This window comes from Shinella zoogloeoides (assembly GCF_003574625.1).
Lineage (GTDB): Bacteria > Pseudomonadota > Alphaproteobacteria > Rhizobiales > Rhizobiaceae > Shinella > Shinella zoogloeoides_A.
This window is the reverse complement of the sequence record NZ_QNUJ01000004.1, coordinates 1-21860: the sequence shown is the minus strand read 5'-3', so window position 1 is coordinate 21860 and position 21860 is coordinate 1. Positions and strand designations below refer to the sequence as shown.

General features: G+C 65.7%; 18 protein-coding genes. 10 read left to right on the top strand and 8 right to left on the bottom strand.

Annotation, left to right across the window (positions count from 1 at the left end; genetic code table 11):
- Positions 1 to 72: 72 nt before the first annotated feature.
- Complete coding sequence (locus tag DSD28_RS08505; protein ID WP_119255971.1) at positions 73 to 474, top strand: ketosteroid isomerase-related protein; 402 nt, start codon at positions 73 to 75, stop codon at positions 472 to 474.
- Here the strand turns inward: DSD28_RS08505 and DSD28_RS08500 are convergent.
- Positions 459 to 1865 carry a serine hydrolase domain-containing protein gene (locus tag DSD28_RS08500; protein ID WP_119255970.1) on the bottom strand — a complete coding sequence of 469 codons (1407 nt, stop codon included), beginning with the start codon at positions 1863 to 1865 and terminating at the stop codon, positions 459 to 461. The two genes, DSD28_RS08505 and DSD28_RS08500, sit on opposite strands and share 16 nt — an antisense overlap.
- A 232-nt stretch (positions 1866 to 2097) precedes the next feature.
- Here DSD28_RS08500 and DSD28_RS08495 point away from each other — a divergent pair, with 232 nt between their 5' ends.
- From DSD28_RS08495 to DSD28_RS08480, 4 genes are all read left to right on the top strand, one after another.
- Positions 2098 to 2760 carry an outer membrane protein gene (locus DSD28_RS08495; RefSeq protein ID WP_119255969.1) on the top strand — a complete coding sequence of 221 codons (663 nt, stop codon included), beginning with the start codon at positions 2098 to 2100 and terminating at the stop codon, positions 2758 to 2760.
- Between the two features lie 156 nt (positions 2761 to 2916).
- Complete coding sequence (locus DSD28_RS08490; protein WP_119255968.1) at positions 2917 to 3696, top strand: glycoside hydrolase family 25 protein; 780 nt, start codon at positions 2917 to 2919, stop codon at positions 3694 to 3696.
- 156 nt (positions 3697 to 3852) lie between these two features.
- Positions 3853 to 5049, top strand: a complete 1197-nt coding sequence (locus DSD28_RS08485) for a lytic murein transglycosylase (protein WP_119255967.1) — start codon at positions 3853 to 3855, stop codon at positions 5047 to 5049.
- Positions 5050 to 5183: 134 nt separating this feature from the next.
- Entirely contained in the window at positions 5184 to 6119 is a 936-nt protein-coding gene (locus DSD28_RS08480; RefSeq protein ID WP_119256373.1) for a DMT family transporter, read from the top strand.
- Between the two features lie 497 nt (positions 6120 to 6616).
- On the opposite strand, the gene metF is transcribed toward DSD28_RS08480, so the two are convergent.
- The 3 genes from metF to ettA form a co-directional block, all read right to left on the bottom strand.
- A complete protein-coding gene (gene metF, locus DSD28_RS08475; protein ID WP_119255966.1) occupies positions 6617 to 7519 on the bottom strand; it encodes a methylenetetrahydrofolate reductase [NAD(P)H] in 903 nt (300 codons plus the stop codon).
- Between the two features lies 1 nt (position 7520).
- Entirely contained in the window at positions 7521 to 8528 is a 1008-nt protein-coding gene (locus DSD28_RS08470) for an ArsR/SmtB family transcription factor (RefSeq protein ID WP_119255965.1), read from the bottom strand.
- Between the two features lie 327 nt (positions 8529 to 8855).
- Positions 8856 to 10505 carry an energy-dependent translational throttle protein EttA gene (gene ettA / locus DSD28_RS08465; RefSeq protein ID WP_119256372.1) on the bottom strand — a complete coding sequence of 550 codons (1650 nt, stop codon included), beginning with the start codon at positions 10503 to 10505 and terminating at the stop codon, positions 8856 to 8858.
- A gap of 223 nt (positions 10506 to 10728) precedes the next feature.
- On the opposite strand from ettA, the gene DSD28_RS08460 reads away from it, so the two are divergent.
- From DSD28_RS08460 to DSD28_RS08445, 4 genes are all read left to right on the top strand, one after another.
- Entirely contained in the window at positions 10729 to 11688 is a 960-nt protein-coding gene (locus DSD28_RS08460; RefSeq protein ID WP_119255964.1) for an alpha/beta hydrolase, read from the top strand.
- Positions 11685 to 12629: a DMT family transporter gene (locus DSD28_RS08455; RefSeq protein ID WP_119255963.1), complete on the top strand. Its 945-nt coding sequence runs from the start codon at positions 11685 to 11687 to the stop codon at positions 12627 to 12629. The genes DSD28_RS08460 and DSD28_RS08455 overlap by 4 nt, the downstream gene beginning before the upstream one ends.
- Positions 12630 to 12812: 183 nt before the next feature.
- Positions 12813 to 14009, top strand: coding sequence for a CaiB/BaiF CoA transferase family protein (locus tag DSD28_RS08450; protein ID WP_119255962.1), 1197 nt, complete (start codon positions 12813 to 12815; stop codon positions 14007 to 14009).
- Entirely contained in the window at positions 14006 to 15655 is a 1650-nt protein-coding gene (locus tag DSD28_RS08445) for a thiamine pyrophosphate-binding protein (RefSeq protein WP_119255961.1), read from the top strand. Before DSD28_RS08450 ends, DSD28_RS08445 begins: the two co-directional genes overlap by 4 nt.
- A 196-nt stretch (positions 15656 to 15851) precedes the next feature.
- Here DSD28_RS08445 and DSD28_RS08440 read toward each other — a convergent pair whose 3' ends face one another.
- Positions 15852 to 16190, bottom strand: a complete 339-nt coding sequence (locus tag DSD28_RS08440) for a TIGR01244 family sulfur transferase (protein ID WP_119255960.1) — start codon at positions 16188 to 16190, stop codon at positions 15852 to 15854.
- 209 nt (positions 16191 to 16399) lie between these two features.
- Positions 16400 to 17251: a DUF4432 family protein gene (locus DSD28_RS08435; protein WP_119255959.1), complete on the bottom strand. Its 852-nt coding sequence runs from the start codon at positions 17249 to 17251 to the stop codon at positions 16400 to 16402.
- 352 nt (positions 17252 to 17603) lie between these two features.
- Here DSD28_RS08435 and DSD28_RS08430 point away from each other — a divergent pair, with 352 nt between their 5' ends.
- Positions 17604 to 18971 carry a L,D-transpeptidase family protein gene (locus tag DSD28_RS08430; protein ID WP_432430851.1) on the top strand — a complete coding sequence of 456 codons (1368 nt, stop codon included), beginning with the start codon at positions 17604 to 17606 and terminating at the stop codon, positions 18969 to 18971.
- A 116-nt stretch (positions 18972 to 19087) separates the two neighbouring features.
- Here the strand turns inward: DSD28_RS08430 and DSD28_RS08425 are convergent, their stop codons facing one another.
- Together DSD28_RS08425 and DSD28_RS08420 are read right to left on the bottom strand one after the other, a co-directional pair.
- Positions 19088 to 20608: a globin-coupled sensor protein gene (locus DSD28_RS08425; RefSeq protein WP_119255957.1), complete on the bottom strand. Its 1521-nt coding sequence runs from the start codon at positions 20606 to 20608 to the stop codon at positions 19088 to 19090.
- Between the two features lie 263 nt (positions 20609 to 20871).
- Positions 20872 to 21588: a ParA family protein gene (locus DSD28_RS08420; RefSeq protein WP_119255956.1), complete on the bottom strand. Its 717-nt coding sequence runs from the start codon at positions 21586 to 21588 to the stop codon at positions 20872 to 20874.
- Positions 21589 to 21860: the final 272 nt, after the last annotated feature.

Genomic DNA, 21860 nt, shown 5'->3' with positions numbered 1-21860 from the left:
TGTTCCCAAGGGCTTGAACAATGCTATAAGGCGATCGGGTTTCGGCCTTGCGACAACGATATGAGGGATGACATGCCAGCAAAAGAGACGATCCGCGCCTATTACGACGCTTTCAACAGGCAGGACATGGAGGCCTTCCTTAATCTCTTGCATGACGATGTCGTCCACGACATCAACCAGGGCGGACGTCAGGTCGGCAAGGACGCCTTCCGCGACTTCATGGCGCATATGAACCGCTGCTACCGCGAGACGCTGACGGACATGGTCATCATGTCGAGCGACGACGGTGCGCGCGGGGCGGCCGAATTCGTCGTCAACGGCCAGTATCTCGTCACCGACGAGGGCCTGCCGGAAGCGAACGGCCAGACCTATGTCCTGCCCGCCGGCGCCTTCTTCGAGATCCGCGACGGCAAGGTCGCGCGCATCTCCAACACCTACAATCTCAACGACTGGATCGCTCAGGTCGGCGCCTGACCGGCCTCGAGCCTCGACGCATCCAGCGCGTCGAGGATGCTTTTGACCAGCGGCTGGGGCCGATAGCCGAGTTTCGACGGCGTCAGCCCCAGCCGGATCACCGCAAGCCCCCGCGAGGGGATGATCGCCGCCGACTGGCCGTCATGCCCGAGGATCCAGAAGGCGTCCTCCGGAAGACCGTAATCCGCGTCGCGCTTTTCGCCCGGCCCGTTCGTCCAGGTCTGCATATGGCTGTAGATGCCGCCCGATGCCTTGCTGGGCGCCGTCATCGCCGCGACGAAGCCCTGCGGCAGCAGCCGGCTTCCCTTCCAGACGCCGTCGTTCAGCAGCAGCAGCGAGAACCGCGCCCAGTCGCGCGCCGTCGCATACATGTAGGACGAGCCGACGAAGATGCCCGTCTCGTCAGGCTCGATGACCGCGCTCGCCATGCCGAGCGGGCCGAACAGGGCCCGTGCGGGGAAGGAAAGCGCCTGCACGCGCCCGCCGAGCGCGCCCATCCAGAACCGTGAAAGCAGGACGGCCGTGCCGCTCGAATAGTTGAATGTCTCGCCCGGATTGGCCGCCAGCGGCTGTGAGATCGCAAAGCGCGACATGTCGGGCTCGAGGAACAGCATGCGCGTGACATCCGTGACGGAGCCGTAGTCCTCGTTGAAGGCAAGCCCGCTCTCCATGGCGAGGAGCTGGCCGAGCGTGATGGTCGAGCGCGCATCCCCGCGCCATTCCGTGAAGAGACCGGCCATGTCGGGTGACAGTGCGCCCGCCAGCATCAACCGGCCGATGAGGGCGGCATTGACGGTCTTGGTCATCGACCAGCCGAGGAGCGGCGTCGCTTCGGAAAACCCGTCACCATAGGCCTCGGCGACGATGCGCCCGTCATGCACCACGACGATCGCCCGCATGCCCGGCCCGGCAAGCGCCGAATCGGCGAGGAGAGCGGCAAGGCGCGCGTCCGGCGTCACCGCCTCGCCGTCCGGCCAGGGGGTGGCGGGATCGCCCGCCGCGATCTTCGGCAGGGGCACATCGGAGACCGCCTGCTGCGCCGCGCGGAAATCGCCGTCCGGCACGCCGGAGCAGCCGAATCCCTCGTGCCAGACGGCATAGCCCGGCGCGAAGAGGCCGAGGAGATGCGTCGTCACCGTCTTTTCCTTGAAGTCGACGTCCTGCCGCATCAGCTTCAGCAGCGGATGGCCGGGCGCCTGGACGTCCTCGGCCAGCACCTTTGCCGGGTCGCGCCCGGCGACGAAGACATTGGAGCAGACGATCTTGGCAGCATAGCCCGAACCGACGCTCAGCAGCGACGGCGGCGATACGATGAGCCAGCTCGCCCCCACCACAAGGACAAGGGCAAGGACGGTCAGCGTCCAAGCGGCCAGCCTTTGCAATCGTCTCATCGCGGCCTCTCCTTCGGCAGGAGACAAGCAGGATTCCCCTGTCATGAAAAGGCTTTTCGGGTCGCCGGCGGCAGGCCGGCTCTCCGGCCGGCCGACCTGTTGACCGAAATGCCACGCTATCGCCCCGAACGGCGCCTATTTTTGCGGAACCATCGCCGGATTGGTGCGTTCGGGCGGTGTTGTCATTCGTGCGTGGGGCTTCGCGCGTCAAACGAGTGGGAAGGACCATCTTATGAAATCCATGATCTTCGGTGCCGCCGGCATCCTGGTAACCGCGGGCGCGCTGCCGGCTTTCGCAGCCGATATGGCCGTGGCCGAGCCTCCTGTGGAGACCCCGATCGTCGAGACGGCGGGCGTCTACGACTGGGGCGGCTTCTATGTCGGCGTGAACACGGGCTATGCCTGGACGCAGGGCGACTATACCGGCGGCGGCCTGCCGGGTGACCACAGCATGGACGGCTGGGCCCTCGGCGCCTTCGCCGGCTACAACTTCTTCAACAACGGCTGGGTCTACGGTGTCGAAGCCGATGTGAAGCACGACTTCAACAACGAGCGCTTCACGAGCGGCGGCGGACCCGTCGAATATGAAACGACCTGGGGCGGTTCGGTCCGCGCCCGCCTCGGCTACGCCATCGACCGCACCCTGATCTACGGCACGGGCGGCTATGCCTTCACCAATGCCAAGCTGACCGACCCGGGCGGCGCGACCGACAAGGAAACCTTCCACGGCTGGACCATCGGCGCCGGTGTCGAACATGCCTTCACCGACAATCTCGCCGGGCGTGTCGAATATCGCTACACGGACTACGGCAAGTCCGACGTCTTCGGCGTTGCCGGTTCGGATGGCGACATCGATTCGCATTCCATCATGCTCGGCGTGAGCATGAAGTTCTGACCGAGGGCTGGGGCGATCCGTCGCCCCGGCTTAACCTCCCGCTAACCGTAATTTTACGAAAATGCGCGATAGGTCATGGGACCCGTCTCGCGCGCTCCCCTTTACGGCCCGGTTCATTCGAGGCAGGATTGGTAAACGCGCAAAAACGGGACCTCCATGCGTCGGTTGATTCTGGCTCTCCTGCCCCTCGCCCTTCTGGCGACGTCCTGCTCCACCACGGATTACGACCTTGGCGTCACCGGCTCGCTTCCGCCGCGTTTCGCCGACAAGGACCCGCAGGATTTCGGCGCCCGCAGTCCGCACCGCCATCAGGTTCACGGCATCGACGTGTCCAAGTGGAACGGCGACATCGACTGGCAGGCGGCGAAAAAGGGCGGCGTCTCCTTCGCCTTCCTGAAGGCGACCGAGGGCACCGACCGCATCGACGGCCGCTTTTCCGAATACTGGCAGGGCGCGAAGACGGCCGGCGTCCTCCACGCCCCCTATCACTTCTATTACTTCTGCTCGACGGCGGATGCCCAGGCGGACTGGTTCATCGCCAATGTGCCGAAGGAGGCCGTGCAGCTTCCGCCGGTGCTGGATGCCGAGTGGAACCCCGCCTCTCCCACCTGCAAGACCCGCCCGCCGGCCGACGAAGTGCGCACGGTCCTCAAGCGTTTCATGGACCGCCTCGAGGCGCATTACGGCAAGCGGCCGATCATCTACACGACCGTCGACTTCCACCGCGACAACCTCGTCGGGTATTTCGACGGCTATCCCTTCTGGCTGCGCTCGGTGGCGAACCACCCGGAAAACATCTATCCGGCGCGCAAATGGGCTTTCTGGCAATATACCTCCACCGGTGTCGTTCCGGGCGTTCCGACCAATACGGACATCAACGTCTTCGCGGGCTCGGCCAAGAACTGGAACAAGTGGGTCGCCTCGGTTTCCCGCTGACGCCGCTGGCGAATGCAACACAGGCGCGAGAAAGAGCGGCGGCGTGAGGCGCCCGCCGTTTTCTTCTTGCTTCCGTCACATTCATCTGAGACAGCCGGGCAACCGAGACGCCGGGCGATCCCGGATGACAGGGCAACGGACCAAGGAGCACAACGGATGCGGCACCCCCTGAAGACGACACTTGCAGCAAGCCTTGCGGCCTTTCTTCTGGCCGGCGGCGCCCATGCCCAGACGGCGCCCGCCTGCGGCGGCGACCTTGCCGCCTTCCTCGAAGGCGTGAAGGCCGAGGCGCTGTCGCGCGGCGTTTCCGCCGAGGTCGCCGACCGGGCGCTGGCCGGCGCGGCGATCGACCAGAAGGTGCTATCGCGCGACCGCGCGCAGGGCGTCTTCCGCCAGACCTTCCTCGAATTCTCCAAGCGCACGGTCAGCCAGGCCCGCCTCGACATCGGCCGCAAGAAGCTGAAGGACCTTTCCGACGTCTTCGCCCGCGCCGAGCAGGAATTCGGCGTTCCCGGCCCGATCATCGCCGCCTTCTGGGCGATGGAGACCGACTTCGGCGCCGTGCAGGGCGACTTCAATACGCGCAACGCCCTCGTCACGCTCTCGCATGACTGCCGCCGGCCGGAAATCTTCCGCAAGCAGCTCCTCGCCGCCATCGAGATGGTCGGCCACGGCGACCTCGACCCGAACGGCACGACGGGCGCCTGGGCCGGCGAGATCGGCCAGGTGCAGATGCTGCCGAAGGACATCATCGAATTCGGCGTGGACGGCGACGGCAATGGCCATATCGACGTCAAGAAGAGCGCGCCCGACGCCATCCTGACGGCGGCCAAGTTTATCCAGCATCTCGGCTTCACGAAGGGCCAGCCCTGGATCCAGGAAATCAGCGTGCCGGACAACCTGCCCTTCGAGAAAACCGGCCTGCAGCCGGGCATGAAGGCGAGCGACTGGTTCGCGCTCGGCGTCAAGCCGCGCGACGGCGACACCTCCTTCGGCAATCTCGAGGCCTCCGTCGTGCTGCCGCAGGGCCGTAAGGGCCCGGCCTTCATGACCTATCCGAACTTCAACATCTATCTCGAATGGAACCAGTCGTTCATCTACACGACCTCGGCCGCCTATTTCGCGACCCGCCTTGCCGGCGCCCCGCCCTATGAGCGCGGCACCCCGGAGGAAGGCCTTTCCGAGGACGGCATGAAGCAGCTCCAGACCAAGCTGCAGGCCCATGGCCACGATGTCGGCAAGATCGACGGCATTCTCGGCTCCGGCACGCGCACGGCGATCCAGAAGGAACAGCTCCGTCTCGGCCTGCCGGCCGACGGCTGGGCGACGCAGGCCCTGCTGTCCGCCCTCTGACGGAAATCGGGTGGCAAGCCGCCGCCCGGTGCGATAGGACTGTCACGACCTGAGCGGCGCTGCCCGACCGAAACCGGGCAGCGCCGCTTTTCTGTCGCACCGCATCCGTCCGCCGGATGCATTCGGGGGGAATGATGCAACAGTCGCTTGCGGCCGCGCCGACGCGCATGAATATCCAGACCTGGGGCCTGCTCGCCCTTCTCGGCATGATCTGGGGCGGCTCGTTCTTCTTCGCCCGCGTCGCCGTCGCCTATGTGCCGCCCGCAACGCTGGTGCTGCTGCGCGTCGGCATCGCGGCGCTTGCCCTGCATATCTATATCGCCGGCCGCTTCGACATCTATCCGACGCTGCGCGCCCGCTGGCGCGAATTCCTGCTGCTCGGCCTCATCAACAACGCCGTGCCGCATCTCCTGATCTTCCTCGGCCAGACGCAGATCGGCGCGGGGCTCGCCTCCATCCTCAACGCGACGACGCCGATCTTCACCGTGCTGATCGCCAACAGCATGACGGTGGACGAGAAGCTCTCCCCGCAGAAGGTCGCAGGCTGCCTAATCGGCCTTCTCGGCACGGCGGTGCTGATCGGCCCGCGGGCGCTGGCGCCTTTCACCGGCGACGGCGGCCCGCCGCTCTGGGCGGTCATCCTGCCGGTCTTCGCCGCCATCTCCTACGGCCTCGCCGCGACCTACGGCAAACGCTTCCGCGGCATCGCCCCGCCGGTCACGGCGGCCGGCCAGCTCACCGCCGCGACACTGCTGGTGCTGCCGGTGTCGCTCGTCGCCGATTCGCCCTGGCAGCTTCCCCTGCCCCCACTGTCGGCCGTCCTCGCCGTGCTGGCGCTGGCGCTGCTCTCCACCGCCTACGGCTACATCCTCTTCTTCCGAATCATGGCCGCGGCGGGCGCCACCAACACCTCGCTCGTCACGCTGCTCGTGCCGCCCAGCGCCATTCTCGCCGGCATGCTCTTCCTCGGCGAGCGGCTGACGCCGCTCGGAATGCTGGGCATGGCGCTCGTCCTCATGGGCCTCGTGGTGCTGGACGGCCGCGTCTTCGCCCGTTTCAGGGCCGGCTGAGGCCGGTGCGGAGCATGGCGGAACAAAGCGCCTTTCCGGCCGTTTCATGGCAATCCGGCGGATTGCGGGTGCGGCTTGCGCCACAATGGTAAATGCACAATGTCGGCATTCGTCATCCGGTAGGGATTGTGATTTTTTTGTGGCGAGTACGAAAATGGAGGAAATTCAGCAGGTTAGCATTGTGAATAACGGTCCGGCGCGGGCCTGATGTTGCAACGCAGCAACAAAACACCTTTCCAACCCGCTTTTTTCGGTCGTAATATCGAACCGTAGACGCAAGGAGGTCAGCCATGGGACTCACACATTCCTTGAATGTTCTGATGATCGGTGCAGCGTTCCTCTTCGTCGCGACGATGATCTTCATCTGAGGCGGCACAAGCGAAGCAGAAAGGTCAGGGGCTAAATCGAGAAACCCTGCCGAAACCCATTCAAAGCAATGCATGGCCCCGGAGACGGCGCCATGCATTTTCATTTTCAGGAAGGGGTTTCAGAAGGCGTCAGGCCGCAGCGCCCGCTGCACGGCTGCGTTCCGCCTTCGCGAAACCGACGCCGTCGCAGACCGCCGAGACCAGTGTCGACCGGTTCATCGTATAGAAGTGGAATTCGTCGATGCCGCGGGCGATGAGATCCTCCACCTGGCGGATCGCCAGCTCCACCGCGACGGCCGCGCGCTCCTGCGGCCGGTCGTCGACCGGGCCGAGGCGGTCGGCCAGCCAGCCGGGCACGGTGGCGCCGCACATGCCGGCGAATTTCTGGACCTGCGAGAGATTGTGCACCGGCAGGATGCCCGGCACGATCGGGATGAAGATGCCCGCCTTGCGGACCCGCTCCAGGTAGCGTTCGAAATCGTCGTTCTCGAAGAAGAACTGCGTCAGCGCGCGCGTCGCGCCCGCATCCACCTTGCGCTTGAGCATGTCGATATCGGCGGCGACATCCGGGCTCTGCGGATGCTTTTCCGGATAGGCCGAGACGGAGATCTCGAAACCGAGGCCGCGCAGGCCCGCGACGAGCTCGGCCGCATTGGCATAGCCACCCGGGTGCGGCTGGTACGGCGCGCCGACGCCGCCCGGCGGGTCGCCACGCAGCGCGACGAAATGCTTGACGCCGACACCCTGGAAGTCGGCGACCACGGCATGGGTCTCCTCCTTCGTCGCACCGACACAGGTAAGGTGCGAGGCGGCCGGCAGGCCCATTTTCAGGAGATGGCCGACCGTCGCCAGCGTCGGCACCTTCGTGGTGCCGCCCGCGCCATAGGTGACCGACATGAAGCCCGGATCATAGGCGGAAAGCGCGCCAGCCGTTTCCCAGAGCTGGCTTTCGCCTTCCGGCGTCTTGGGCGGGAAGAATTCGAAGGACAGGCGAAGGGCCTTTCCCCCTGGCGTGACGGTCGCCGGCTTCATGTCAACTCCTTCTGCGGATCGCAATGGGGTCGGCCGCCTCCGCGCGCTGGTCGCGGGCAAGCCAGATGGTCACGGTGAGCGCACCGGCATCCGGATGCGCGGCTTTGAGATCGACGACCTCCTCGACGGAGAGCCCTGCCCGCTCCAGCCATTCGGACATGGTCTGGTGGGAGAAGCCGAGGCGGATATGGGCATGCTCGTCGCGCAGGTGCTCCAGCGCGTGCGGGGCAAGGTCGATGATGGCGAGCCTGCCGCCCGGCGCCAGCATGCGCGCGGCCTCGGCGATCGCCGCCTCCGGCTCGTCGAGGAAGTGCAGCACCTGATGGATCGTCACGACGTCGAACTCGTCGCGCTCCAGCGGCAGATTGAAGATGTCGCCGTGGCGGATGGACGCCTTGGTGATGCCGGCGCGGTCGAGATTGGCGCGGGCGACCGCCAGCATGTCGCGGCTGGCATCGACGCCGACGCCGCGCCGGTAGAGACCTTCGAAAAGCTGAAGAATGCGCCCGGTGCCCGTGCCGAGATCGAGGAAGGCGTCGACCGGCTCGGTGCCGATCATCGCCGCAAGCTTCGCCTCGACCTCCGCCTCGCTGACATGGAGACGCCGCACCGCATCCCACTCCGCCGCGTTGCGGCTGAAATAGGCCTGCGCCTTGTCGGCGCGCACGCGCTTCAGCGCCCGCAGCCGCTCGTCGTCGCGGGCGAACACCGCATCCGCCGGATCGATGGCGTCGAGCAGCTGCCGGGCGAGCGAAACGGCGACGCCCCCCTGCCCGAGACGAAAGAAGGCCCAGGCGCCCTCCTGATAACGATCGACGAGCGCGGCTTCCGCAAGGAGCTTGAGATGGCGCGAGATGCGCGGCTGGGACTGGCCGAGAATGTCGGTGAGGTCCGTCACGGTGAGGTCGCCATGCGAAAGCAGCGCGAGAAGGCGAAGGCGCGTCGGCTCGCCCGCCGCCTTCAGGATCTCCACGATATCGTCCAGTCCGAGTTTCTGCATCTCGCCCATGATCTTTCCAATCAAGACATAAAGATATCTTTATGCGATTAATCGACGCCGCACAAGAGCCATTCCATGCCGCCGATCTTCCCATCAACAGGGATAAAGAAAAACCCCGGCAAGCCGGGGTTTGCTAGTGAACGACGATGGAAGGGCGCTGCCCCTCATCCGCCTGCCGACACCTTCTCCCCGCAAGTGGGGAGAAGGGAGTTGTGGCAACGCTTTTCCAAAAGGAAGGAAAACAGGGCGGCAATGCTCCTTCTCCCCGCTTGCGGGGAGAAGGTCGCGGCAGCGGGATGAGGGGCATTCGCCCACCATCCTTTCGCCTACCCCCACTCAGCGCGTCAGGCGCTTGTAGGTCACCCGCTTCGGATTGACGGCATCCGCGCCGAGGCGGCGGATCTTGTCCTGCTCGTAGTCCTCGAAGTTACCCTCGAACCATTCCACATGGCTGTCGCCCTCGAAGGCGAGGATGTGGGTGGCGAGACGGTCGAGGAACATGCGGTCGTGCGAGATGATGACGGCGCAGCCGGCGAAGTTTTCCAGCGCGTCTTCGAGCGCCGCCAGCGTTTCCGTGTCGAGGTCGTTGGTCGGTTCGTCGAGCAGGATGACGTTGTAGCCGCCCTTCAGCATCTTGGCGAGGTGCACGCGGTTGCGCTGGCCGCCCGAGAGCGTGCCGACCTTCTGCTGCTGGTCGCCGCCCTTGAAGTTGAAGGCGCCGCAATAGGCGCGGCTGTTCATCTCGTGCTTGCCGAGCTTGAGCACGTCGTTGCCGCCGGAGATTTCCTCCCAGACGGTCTTGTCGGCGCCGAGCGCGTCGCGGCTCTGGTCGACATAGCCGAGATCGACCGTCTCGCCGACGGTGATCGTGCCGGAATCCGGCTGCTCCTGGCCGGTGATCATGCGGAACAGCGTCGTCTTGCCGGCGCCGTTCGGGCCGATCACGCCGACGATGCCGCCGGGCGGCAGCTTGAAGGTGAGGTTCTCGATGAGAACGCGGTCGCCATAGGCCTTGGTGAGGTTCTCCGCCTCGATGACCACGTTGCCGAGACGCTCGCCGACCGGGATGACGATCTGCGCGTCGCCGGGACGGCGGTCGGACGCGGCCTTGACCAGTTCGTCATAGGCCTTGATGCGGGCCTTGGACTTTGCCTGGCGGGCCTTGGGCGAGGAGGCGATCCATTCCTGCTCGCGCGACAGCGCCTTCTGACGGGCGCCCTCCTCGCGCTCCTCCTGCGCCATGCGCTTGGCCTTGGCCTGCAGGTAGGCGGAGTAGTTGCCCTCGTAGGGGATGCCGCGGCCGCGGTCGAGCTCTAGGATCCAGCCCGTGACGTTGTCGAGGAAGTAGCGGTCGTGGGTGATCATCAGCACGGAGCCGGGATATTCGCGCAGGTGCTTTTCGAGCCAGGCAATCGTCTCGGCGTCGAGGTGGTTGGTCGGTTCGTCGAGCAGCAAGAGGTCCGGCTGAGCGAGCAGCAGCTTGCAGAGCGCCACGCGGCGCTTTTCGCCGCCCGAAAGGCTTTCGACGCCCGCATCGCCCGGCGGGCAGCGCAATGCGTCCATCGCCATCTCGACCTGGCTTTCGAGGTCCCACAGATTCTGGCTGTCGATGACGTCCTGGAGCTTCGCGCCCTCTTCCGCCGTCTCGTCGGAATAGTTCATCATCAGCTCGTTATAGCGGTCGAGGATCGCCTTCTTGGGGGCGACGCCTTCCATGACGTTCTCGAGCACGGTCTTGGACGCGTCGAGCTGCGGCTCCTGCGGCAGGTAGCCGAGGGTCGCGCCTTCGGCCAGCCACGCCTCGCCGGTGAATTCCTTGTCGAGGCCGGCCATGATGCGCAGCACCGTCGACTTGCCGGCGCCGTTCGGGCCGAGGATACCGATCTTGGCATCGGGGTAGAACGAGAGGTGGATGTTCTCGAGGATCTTCTTGTTGCCATAGGCCTTGTTGAGCCCAGACATGTGGTAGATGAACTGACGTGCCATGAAAACGCGCTCCGGATCGGACAAATTTGCCCGCTATGTAGGTGAATTCTCCGCCCGCGGCAATCAGCGAAAGCCCCGTCCCCAGCCGCCGCGCCCCAAGCTTCGGCAGGCAGGTGATTTCGCACGAAGAATAGCGAAGCAGGCGGGAAATCGAAAAATAGATGCCACCTCCCATTGTCTTCCCCCCGCAAATCGCGTTGACCTTTCCGAGGGAGGACGTGCCGTGTTTTCAGAGTTCAGGACGCTGAAGAGCCCGAGCGGGGCGACGCTGGCGCTGCGGCATGAGCCGGCGCGGGGCGAGGCGCGCGGCATTCTTCTTCTCAGCCATGGCCTTGCCGAGCACAGCGCGCGCTACGCGGCCTTCGCCGGCCGCATGGCGGGCGAAGGCTTCCACGTCTATGCCCACGACCATCGCGGCCACGGCCGCACCACCGCGCCGGATGCGCCGCGCGGCCAGTTCGCGCCGCGAAACGGCATCGGGCGTGTCGTCGAGGACATGCGCGCCGTGCGAGACCTGGCCGTCGGCGCGCATCCCGGCCTGCCGGTCGTGCTCTTCGGCCATTCGATGGGCGGCCTGCTGGCGCTCGCCTTCGCTGAGGCGCATCCAGCCGACATCGACGCGCTCGCCGTCTGGAATTCCAACCTCGAACCGGGCGCTGCCGGACGGCTGGCGCAGGCCATTCTGATGGCCGAGCGCATGCTGAAGGGCTCGGACGTGCCGAGCGGGCTCCTGCCGCGGCTCACCTTCGGCGCCTGGAGCAAGGCCATTGCCGGCCGGCGGACGGAGTTCGACTGGCTGTCGCACGAGCCGGGCGAGGTCGACGCCTATATCGCCGACCCGCTCTGCGGCTTCGACGTCAATGTGTCGATGTGGCTCGACATCTTCACTGTCACCTATGCCGATGCCTCGGTGGAAGGCCTTGCGCGCCTGCCGAAGACGCTGCCCATCCACCTCGTCGGCGGCGAGGAGGACCCGGCGACCGACCATGGCCGCGCGACACACGCCTTTGCAAGGCGGTTGAAAAAATCACGACTTGAGGATGTCACCGCGATCGTCTATCGCGGCATGCGTCACGAAACGCTGAACGAAAGCCCGGCGCTGCGCGATCCCGCCATCGACGCCTTTGCCGGCTGGTGTCGTCGGGTTGTCGAGGAAAGACGCCGGCTACCGGAAAAAGCATGAGCACGACCGCCGCAACGCCGCTGCGCAACGAGGTGAGCCTTGGGCTCTTCCTCATGGTTCTTTCGGTGCTCATCTCGCCGATCATCGACATTTTCGCCAAGCTCGCCGTCACCGCCGTTCCGGCGACGGAGATCACCTTCGTGCGGCTTCTCTTCCAGATGACGGTTCTGGGGCCGATCTGCCTGATGCGCGGCTCGCTGTTCGACGTGAGCTGGAGGAAGATGGGCCTGCACGCCGCCCGCGGCCTGCTGATGGCCATCACCATGATCAGCTTCGTCACGCCGCTCGCCGTCATGGAGGTGGCCGATGCTATCGCCATCTTCTTCGTCGAGCCGATCATCCTCACCATCCTCGGCTCCATCTTCCTCAAGGAGACCATCGGCTGGCGACGCTACACGGCCTGCGGCGTCGGCTTCCTCGGCTCGCTGCTCGTCATCCAGCCGAGCCTGCAGGAAGTCGGCCTCATCGCCCTCCTGCCGGTGGTGGCCGCCGCCTCGCTCGCCCTCTTCTTCCTGCTCACCCGCATGGTGGCGCAGAAGGAGGACCCGTGGTCGATGCAGTTCTATGCCGGCCTGTGGGGCGCACTCTTCGCCGGCATGCTTCTCATCGTCGGCGGCAAGGCCGGCATCGCCATGCTCACCCCCGTCATGCCGGATGTGAAACACACGCTCTTCATCGCGGGCGCGGCCGTCGCCGCCACCATCGCCGGCGTGCTCGGCGTCTATGCCTACCGCTCGGCGCCCGCCTCGACGCTCGCTCCGCTGCAATATCTGGAGATCGTCTCGGCGACGATCCTCGGCTGGTGGGTCTTCGGCCATCTGCCGGATGCGGTGAAATGGCTCGGCATCGCCATCATCATCGCCTCGGGCCTCTACGTCATCTGGCGCGAACGGAAGATCAACAAGACGGCGACCATTCCCACGGTTTCGACACCGATCTGACCCAAGGCGCGCAAGGCGCACGCGGCAGGCATCAAGTCAGTCGAACCCGTCATCATGTCCCCCGTGCACCCCGCTATCCTGCCCTCCGGCTTTTTGTTATCCAATGGAAAACGGGCCGGGACGCCCGGCGGGCACCGTCGCGCGCCCGCCATGGTGTTGGAAATGCCCTGGAGGGAGCACGGGATGGACAAGTCGAACCTGCCGCTGGCCGGCATCCGCGTCATCGAGTTGGCGCGGGTTCTCGCGGGCCCCTGGGCCGGCCAGATGCTGGCGGACCTCGGCGCGGACGTCATCAAGATCGAGAACCCCGACGGCGGCGACGACACGCGCGCCTGGGGCCCGCCCTTCGTGACGGGCAAGGACGGCGAGAACCTTTCCGCCGCCTATTACCACTCCACCAACCGCGGCAAACGCTCCATCGCCCTCGACCTCAAGACCGAGGAAGGCCGTGAGACCGTCCATCGCCTCATCGCGACGGCCGACGTGGTGATCGAGAACTTCAAGGTCGGCGGCCTCACCAAATACGGCCTCGACTACCAGAGCCTCGCGAAGCAGCATCCGAAGCTCGTCTACTGCTCCATCACAGGCTTCGGCCAGGACGGCCCCTATGCCGCCCGTGCCGGCTACGACTATATCGTGCAGGGCATGTCCGGCTTCATGTCGGTGACCGGCGCGCCGGACGGCGAGCCGATGAAGGCGGGCGTCGCCATCGCCGACATCTTCACCGGCATCTACGCCGTCAGCGCCATCCAGGCCGCGCTCATCCATGTCATGAAGACCGGCACGGGCCAGCATGTCGACATGGCGCTGCTCGACGTGCAGTCCGCCGTCATGGCGAACCAGAACATGAATTTCCTCGCCTCCGGCAAGGCCCCGGGCCGGCTCGGCAACGCGCATCCGAACATCTCGCCCTACGAGGTCGTGCCGGCCTCCGACGGCCACATCATCCTCGCCGTCGGCAATGACGGGCAGTTCCGCAAGCTCTGCGGCATCCTGAAGCTTGCCGGTGTTGCCGACGACGAGCGCTTCGCCACCAACCGCGCCCGCGTCGCCAATCGCGGCGAGGTGCGCCGCCTCGTGACCGGCGCGACGGCGGCGATCAGCAAGGCCGACCTCCTCGAGGCCTGCGAGCGCGAGGGCGTTCCGGCCGGGCCGATCAACTCCATCGCCGAGACCTTCGAAGACCCGCAGGTGAAGGCCCGGGGCCTGCGCGTCGACCTGCCGGATGCCGACGGAAACCTCATCCCCGGCGTGCGCACGCCCATCGTCTTCTCCGGCACGCCGCTCGTCTACGACCGCCCGAGCCCGCGGCTCGGCGAACATACCGACGCCGTCATGGCGGAACTCGAAACTCTCGAAGCAGGAAAGAAAAGCGCATGAAGACCGGTGGCCAGCTGATCGTCGATGCCCTCGCAGCCAATGGCGTCAAGCGCGTCGCCTGCGTACCGGGCGAAAGCTATCTGGCGGTGCTCGACGCACTGCACGACACCAATATCGACGTCGTCGTCTGCCGCCAGGAAGGCGGCGCGGCGATGATGGCCGATTGCTGGGGAAGGCTCACGGGCGAGCCCGGCATCTGCATGGTCACGCGCGGTCCCGGCGCCACCAACGCCTCGGCAGGCCTGCACATCGCAAGGCAGGATTCGATCCCGATGATTCTCTTCATCGGCCAGGTGCAGCGCGACGCGCGCGAGCGCGAGGCCTTCCAGGAAGTGGAATACCGCCGCGCCTTCACAGAAGTCGCCAAATGGGTGGCCGAGATCGACGATGCCCGCCGCATCCCCGAATTCATCACCCGCGCCTTCGCCGTCGCAACTTCCGGCCGGCCCGGCCCCGTCGTGCTGGCGCTGCCCGAGGACATGCTGACGGACGAGGTCGAGACGGTCGAAGCGAAGCCCTACATGCCTGTCGAAGCCCATCCGGGCCGCAGGCAGGTCGAAGAACTGGCAGACCTGCTCGAAAAGGCCGAGCGCCCCATCGTCATCCTCGGCGGCACGCGCTGGTCCGAGGAGAGCGTGAAGGGCATCACCGCCTTCGCCGAGCGCTGGTCGCTGCCGGTGTCCTGTTCCTTCCGCCGCCAGATGCTGTTCGATCACCAGCACCCCAACTATGCCGGCGATTCCGGCATCGGCATCAACCCGACGCTCGGCAAGGAAATTCGCGAGGCCGACCTCGTCGTGCTGCTCGGCGGGCGCTATTCCGAAATGCCCTCCTCCACCTACAGCCTGATGCAGAGCCCCTACCCCGCGCAAAAGCTGGTGCACGTCTATCCCGACCCGTCCGAACTCGGCCGCGTCTACCGCCCGGATCTTGCGATCTGCGCCGCGCCGGAGGATTTCGTCGCCGCACTCGACGGCCTTGCGCCGAAGACCGCGCCGCGCTGGACCGCCCGCACCGCCGCCCTGCATGAAAGCTACCTGAAGTGGTCGACGCCGCCGATGGAAGGCCCCGGCGCGGTCCAGATGGGACCGATCATGGCCTGGCTCGAGGAAAACACGCCCGAAGACACGATCTTCACCAACGGCGCGGGCAACTACGCCACCTGGGTGCACCGTTTCCACCGCTTCCGCCGCTTCGGCACGCAGGCCGCCCCGACCTCCGGCTCCATGGGCTACGGCCTGCCGGCCGCCGTCGCGGCCAAGCAACTCCACCCGGAGCGCGAGGTCATCTGCTTTGCCGGTGACGGTTGCTTCATGATGCACGGTCAGGAATTCGCGACGGCCGTGCGCTACAAGCTGCCGATCATCACCGTGGTCGTCAACAACGGCATCTACGGCACGATCCGCATGCACCAGGAGCGCGAATATCCCGGCCGCGTCAGCGCCACGGACCTCACCAACCCCGATTTCGCGGCGCTTGCCGTCGCCTATGGCGGCCATGGCGAGACAGTGGAGAAGACGGAAGACTTCGCCGCCGCCTTCCTGCGCGCCCGCGCCAGCGGCAAGCCGTCGATCATCGAGGTGAAGCTGGACCCGGAAGCGATCACGCCGACGCGCACCCTGTCGGATATCCGCGGCGGAAAGTGAGGCCCGGGGCTGGAAAGCCCCTCATCCGCCTGCCGGCACCTTCTCCCCGCAGGCGGGGAGAAGGGATATGCGGGACCGGTTTCCCGAGATCATGAACATGGAAGAGGGAGCGAGGCATCGCCTCTTGCCCCTTCGTCCCGCTTGCGGGGAGAAGGTCGCGGCAGCGGGATGAGGGGCAGCGCCTCCCCGCCACTCCTCACCCGCGGATATGCCGCGTCTGCTCGTAGGTCTTGGTCGAGCGCATGCCGGAGCGGCAATAGCCGAGCATCGGGCGCGGCAATTCGTCGAGCGCGTCGACCATGCCCTGCACCGCCTCCGCCGTCACGCCCATCGGGCCGACCGGCACATGGGCCGTCTCGATGCCGAGTTCCTGCGCGCGGGCGGCGATGGTGGAGAAGTCCGGCTGGCCGGCTTCCTCATGGTCCGGGCGATGGCAGACGATGGACTTGAAGCCCATGGCGGCGATCGCGTCGAGGTCCTCGACCGTGATCTGGCCGGAAACCGAATATTCGTCGTTGATCTCGCGGATATCCATGGACGTGTCCTTTCGAAAGAGATGCGCAAACCGTTTAAGCCCGCGCCGCGGGAGCGTCAATCGTGTCAGGACCAATCGACATTCAGTTCAGGCTGAGCCGAAAATGGTGCCTTTCCGGGATCCGGAGCGCAGCGTACTTCGGTACGTGAGCACCGGAAGCCCGGAAAAGCGCCGTTTGCAGGCCGGCATGGGCTGAATGCCGATCGGTCCTACCGCAGCTCGAAGGCAAGCCCGTAGCCGACGCTCTCGCCGGGCGCGAAATCGGGCGCCTCCCCGGAGGCGATCAATTCCTCGCGGGAGGCGAGCCGGTGCGAGACCGGCTCGATGCCGAGCACCGCGCAGCCGGGCGACTGGTTCCGCCAGACCTGTAGATAGGGCAGCGTATCCGTGCGGAAGCGGATATGCATGCTGCGCCCGCCGAGGGCGGGGATCGGCCCGACGGCGATTTCCGCCCAGCCATGCTCGGCCGTCTCCGCCGCCGGCACGCAGAAGATCGTCATGTCCCCCTCGTCGAAACGCCACGGCAGGCCGCCGGGCAGCATGGCGCCGGTCAGCCGCGTGCTTTCGTCGAAGAGGCCGGTGCCGAAATTGATGTGGTACATGGCGAAGGGCGGCCACGGCTTGCCGCCGGTATTGGTGACGACATCATCGAGGGTGATGTGCCCCGTGCGCCGGTCCGCCCGCCAGCGGCGCGCGAGATCGGCCGACCCGCCATGGGCGAGCGACACAGCGACCCGCCCCTCGCAGACCACCTCCCCCTCGTCTTCCTCGATGAGGATGTCCCGCGCCGGATGGGAGGAGAGCGATCCGTGCAGCGGGTAGCGCCGCCCGTCCGCCGCCCCCTCCACCGGCACCGGATGGCGGATGTGATCGGGCCCGCAGGTGAAGAGGAAGCCCGGCAGCGCCCTGTCGATGCGCGGATCGCCGTCCGACGGGATGGCCGAGCCGGGCGCGATGTCGATGCCGCGAAAGACCGCGCTGCCGACATCGAGCGCCGATTGCGGCGTCAGGTCGAGGCGGAAGGAATGGTCGGGCGTATCGGCGGAAAGGGCGAAGGTCATCGGGACTCCGACGGGCAGGATGAAACCTCGGCATGCTAGAGCATTTCCGGCAAAAGTGCGAAACGGTTTTGCGTTCGCAAACGCGATGAAACAAAGAGTTAGAGCGTTTTCCGCGATTCGAGGAAAAGCGGAAATGCTCAAGGGCCGAACCCGCACCGCGCTCCTCTTCTCACGGAACCCGGAGGCCGGGTCACAAGTTTTTGCCATTCGCGTTGACCTTACGTTCACCATCGATTCAGTTTTTCCATATTAAGGTCTGAATTGAAGTGTTCCGTCCGCGCGATATATGCAATCTGGCAGGTCAAAAATCGTGAATTCGATATTCAAAACAAGCGTTTCGCTCCTTGCAGCGGTGTCCGCCCTTGGATTCGCCGTCCTGCCTGCAAAGGCCCAGCAGCCCCGCGACACCATCCTCGTCTCCCCCGACGGCGATATCCTGGACTACGTTCCCAACGACGGCAGCGTGCGCTGGGCGCGCGACAATCGCGGCCGCCGGGTCCTCGTCGATTCCTGGGGCGACATCGTCGCCACGGCCATGCCGGCCGCGCGCTACTACGGCGACGGCGACAACTACAATCCGCGGCGCGGCCGTTATCGCGAGGTCCGCGGCTATCCCGAGACCAGCCCGGATTACTTCCCGCCCGCACCGAGCGACGACAACGACCTGACGACCAGTTCCGTGCCGGAAATGCGCGACGGCCTCAACGGCAATGTCGAGCGCCAGCCCCTGCCGGGCAGCGATTTCGGCACCTCGCAGCCCCTGCCCGATTTCTCCGACAATCCGGGCGACACCGCCTCGCTGCCGGCCGATACCGATCCGAACGCCGAATTCGTGCCCGGCCCGAAATTCCAGCCGGCCAAGGCGCTCGGCAAGATGTCGTCCGCCGAAGTCACCGCGCTTCAGGTGTTCCTGGACCGCGAAGGCTTCTCGCCGGGCGTGATCGACGGCAGGAAGGGCTCCAACGTCACCAAGGCGATCGAGGCCTGGCAGAATGCGACGGGCGAAACGCTCGACCCGAACAATGCCGACGATATCCTGGAGCGCCTGCGCCTTTCCGGCGGCATGGCCTTCACCACCTACGAGATCAGCGCCGCAGACGCGGCCGGCCCCTATGTGGCGGCGATCCCGGACGACTATTCCCAGAAGGCGGCCCTGCCCCACATGTCCTTCACCTCGACCACCGAAATGCTGGCCGAAAAGTTCCACATGGACGAGGCCTACCTGAAGGAGATCAATCCGGGCGTCGACTTCACCATTCCCGGCACGATCGTCAAGGTCGTGGATACCGGCCGGGCGAAGACCGGCAAGGTGGCGAAGATCCTCGCCGACAAGGCGCGCAAGCAGGTTCTCGCCTATGACGCGGAGGGCACCCTGATCGCCGCCTATCCGGCAAGTATCGGCTCGGCCGACACGCCCTCGCCCTCCGGCACCGTCACGGTCCAGCGCGTCGCGCTCAATCCGGGCTATACCTACAATCCGAAGATCAACTTCAAGCAGGGCGGCAACGACAAGATCCTCACCCTTCAGCCCGGCCCGAACGGCCCGGTCGGCACCGTCTGGATCGCGCTCTCCAAGCCGACCTACGGCATCCACGGCACGCCGGAACCCTCGAAGATCGGCAAGACGCAGAGCCACGGCTGCATCCGCCTGACCAACTGGGACGCCACCGAGCTCGCCAAGATGACGAGCGCCGGCGTGACGGTCGAATTCGTCGACTGAGGTCTCCCCGCAAGCAGATATCGAAAGCCGGCCCGCAAGGCCGGCTTTTCTTTTGGCCAACGAAAAGGCCGGGCGCGAAATCCGCTGCCCGGCCTTTTTTAAAGTCTCACCCTCGTTCAGGCGGCGCGGGTGTAACCGGAATTCTCCGCCGGCTGGGCGGTGCCGCCGGTGCGGAAGGCGCTGAGCTGGGCGGCGATGGAGGCCGCTTCGGCCGTCAGGGCCTGGCTTGCGGCATTGGCCTGTTCCACCATCGCGGCGTTCTGCTGGGTGATCTGGTCCATGGCGTTGACCGCCTGGTTGACCGCCTGGAGGCCGGTCGCCTGCTCGGCCGTGCTGGCGCGGATCGCGTTGAAGACCGAGCTGACCTCCACGACCTGCGAAACGATCTGGCGCAGCGACTGGGCAACCTCGCCCACCGAGCGCACGCCGTCCTCGACCTGGCCATGCGACTTGGCGATGAGGTTCTGGATGTCCTTGGCCGCGTCCGCGCAGCGCTGGGCGAGCGCCCGCACCTCGGAAGCGACGACGGCGAAGCCGCGCCCCGCCTCGCCGGCCCGCGCCGCCTCGATGCCGGCATTGAGGGCGAGAAGGTTGGTCTGGAAGGCGATCTCATCGATCACCTCGATGATATTGGCGATGGCGGCGGAGGAGGCCTGAATCTCGCCCATGGCGGTGATCGCCTCTTCCACCACTTCGCCGCTGCGCTGGGCATTGTCGCGCGCGGCCATGACGAGGGCGTTCGCCTCGTTGGCGCTCTGCGCCGTCTGGCGCACGGTCGTCGTCACCTGCTCGACGGCGGCGGCCGTTTCCTCGAGGTTCGCCGCCTGCCGCTCGGTGCGCTTGGCGAGATCGTCGGAGGCCGAGGCGATCTCACGGGCGCTGAGGTGGATCGAGCCGGCGCCGGTACCGATATTGCCGATAGCCTGTGCAAGCGTGGAAATGGCGTGGTTGAAGTCGTGGCGCAGCGTTTCGTAGGCTTCCGGCAGCGCGCCGGTGATGCGGGCCGTGAGGTCGCCATCCGAAATGCGCTTCAGCGCGGCGCCGAAACTGTCGCTGACGATCTTGCGCTCCTCGGCGACGACCTGCGCCTGCACCGCCTGCTGCTTGGCGACGTCCGACATGTCCTGATAGACCGAGATCGAAAGGTCCATGTCGAGGAACATGGCCTTCAGCAGGCTGGAAAAGCGCGCGGCGAATTCTTCCGGCGTGATTTCCTGGCGAGAGAAGAGCCCACCCTTCGGCCAGAGCGACCTCACCGCTTCCGTCAGCAGGTGCTCGACGATGAGCGCATAGCCGCCGATATACCAGCGCGGCTCGAGACCGATGCGCGCATGCACATGGCCGATCGTCTGCACCTTCGTCGCATAGTCGCCGGTGAAGTCGCCGGCGGCGATGTTCGCCCAATGGCCGAGCTGCGCAGTCTTGGCGCGGTTCATATGCGCGTCGTTGGAAAAGAGGTGGTTCACCTCCGGGCTCTTGCGCACGATGGCGTAGAACTTGTCGAGCGCCGGCCCCATCTCCTTCTCGATGAAGGGCTTGAGGGTGCGCAGCCGCTTCAGCGCGGCCTCGTCGAGGCCGAGATAGTCGAGACGGCGCGCGATGTCATGGTTCGGGCTGGCGGTCGAGGCAGTCTTCATTCTGGGCGGTATCCTGGCAACGCGAGAAACGGAGGAGAAAGCAACAAAACTCCAGCGGAAGGGCGGCGCCGCACGGCACGCCCATCCCCGCGACCCTTCATGGGTCCAGCCGAAGGCTCCTGGCCTTCATTGGATAGCTTTCTGACGGGATATCATTAGGTTAGGCGTGGTAAATTGTTCCTTACCCCACCGTCGCTTCCGGCATGAAAAACGGCCGCGCAATTGGTCGCAGCCGTTCTTGCCTTTCGTCAATTTCAGAGGGCTCAGGCCGCCCGCCGGATCGTACGGAAGAGCCCGCGCTCGCCCGCCGGCCGATGGCGCGCCGGCACGAGACGCAGCACCTCTCCGGCAAAGAGCCGCGCATTTTCGCGCGCCTTGTCGAGATTGCTGACCCTCGCCGGGTCCATCGAATAGAGCGTGCCGCCGCAATCGAAGATATCGCGGAAGGCGGTGCGCTCGCCGATCGGCGTATCGAGCACCGTCACGCCGCGGGCGGCGAGCAGCGCCTTGATCGCCGCCATGGCGCGGGTGGTGACGAGCGAGTTCATACGCGTCAGCACGACCGAATGGTTGATGCGGATGCCCGCCTTCTCGTCGAGCTGCTTCAGGAGTTCAAGGATCTGCGCAGCGCCGCGCGCATCCATCGCACAGCCCTGCACCGGGATCATCACATGGTCGGAAAGGCCGATGGCCGTCGCCACGAGCGCATCGCGCGCGCCGGCAAGGTCGATGATGAAATAGTCGGTGGCAGCGCGGTTCTCGCGGATATGGCTCTGCAGGGAGCCCATGGAGACTTCCGAGATGACGGCGATGTTGCGCTGACGGCCGGAAATCTCGTGCCAGTGGCTGATCCAGCGCTGCGGGTCCGCATCGAGAATGGTGACGCGGTATCCCTGGCTCGCAAGCTCGGTGGCGAGAATGAGGGCTGCGGTGGTCTTGCCCGCGCCGCCCTTGGCATTGGCAAATGTGATGACTGGCATGACTTTCCTCTTGAAGGCTGCGAGCGTGCTCATCGCTCCGGTCGAACCGCCGAAGAATGGCGCCCGCTTAAGCGAACCTTTCAAAACATGGTTAACAAAGAGGAAATTTCCGGATCGCGAAGATTAACGATGCGGACGGACGGCATGTGGATTTCGCAAAGAAAAAGCAACGGTGTTAGGCGTCAAGCGCCGTTGCTCTATACTCTCGCATTCTGGCGTTGAGAATGACGATCATCTTGCGCATGACGGCGACGATTGCGACCTTTCCCGGC

Bases quoted from the DNA above. Each gene is read 5' to 3' on its own strand.
- DSD28_RS08505 (WP_119255971.1), top strand. From the start codon at position 73: ATGCCAGCAAAAGAGACGATCCGCGCCTATTACGACGCTTTCAACAGG.
- DSD28_RS08500 (WP_119255970.1), bottom strand. From the start codon at position 1,865: ATGAGACGATTGCAAAGGCTGGCCGCTTGGACGCTGACCGTCCTTGCC.
- DSD28_RS08495 (WP_119255969.1), top strand. From the start codon at position 2,098: ATGAAATCCATGATCTTCGGTGCCGCCGGCATCCTGGTAACCGCGGGC.
- DSD28_RS08490 (WP_119255968.1), top strand. From the start codon at position 2,917: ATGCGTCGGTTGATTCTGGCTCTCCTGCCCCTCGCCCTTCTGGCGACG.
- DSD28_RS08485 (WP_119255967.1), top strand. From the start codon at position 3,853: ATGCGGCACCCCCTGAAGACGACACTTGCAGCAAGCCTTGCGGCCTTT.
- DSD28_RS08480 (WP_119256373.1), top strand. From the start codon at position 5,184: ATGCAACAGTCGCTTGCGGCCGCGCCGACGCGCATGAATATCCAGACC.
- metF (WP_119255966.1), bottom strand. From the start codon at position 7,519: ATGAAGCCGGCGACCGTCACGCCAGGGGGAAAGGCCCTTCGCCTGTCC.
- DSD28_RS08470 (WP_119255965.1), bottom strand. From the start codon at position 8,528: ATGGGCGAGATGCAGAAACTCGGACTGGACGATATCGTGGAGATCCTG.
- ettA (WP_119256372.1), bottom strand. From the start codon at position 10,505: ATGGCACGTCAGTTCATCTACCACATGTCTGGGCTCAACAAGGCCTAT.
- DSD28_RS08455 (WP_119255963.1), top strand. From the start codon at position 11,685: ATGAGCACGACCGCCGCAACGCCGCTGCGCAACGAGGTGAGCCTTGGG.
- DSD28_RS08450 (WP_119255962.1), top strand. From the start codon at position 12,813: ATGGACAAGTCGAACCTGCCGCTGGCCGGCATCCGCGTCATCGAGTTG.
- DSD28_RS08445 (WP_119255961.1), top strand. From the start codon at position 14,006: ATGAAGACCGGTGGCCAGCTGATCGTCGATGCCCTCGCAGCCAATGGC.
- DSD28_RS08440 (WP_119255960.1), bottom strand. From the start codon at position 16,190: ATGGATATCCGCGAGATCAACGACGAATATTCGGTTTCCGGCCAGATC.
- DSD28_RS08435 (WP_119255959.1), bottom strand. From the start codon at position 17,251: ATGACCTTCGCCCTTTCCGCCGATACGCCCGACCATTCCTTCCGCCTC.
- DSD28_RS08425 (WP_119255957.1), bottom strand. From the start codon at position 20,608: ATGAAGACTGCCTCGACCGCCAGCCCGAACCATGACATCGCGCGCCGT.
- DSD28_RS08420 (WP_119255956.1), bottom strand. From the start codon at position 21,588: ATGCCAGTCATCACATTTGCCAATGCCAAGGGCGGCGCGGGCAAGACC.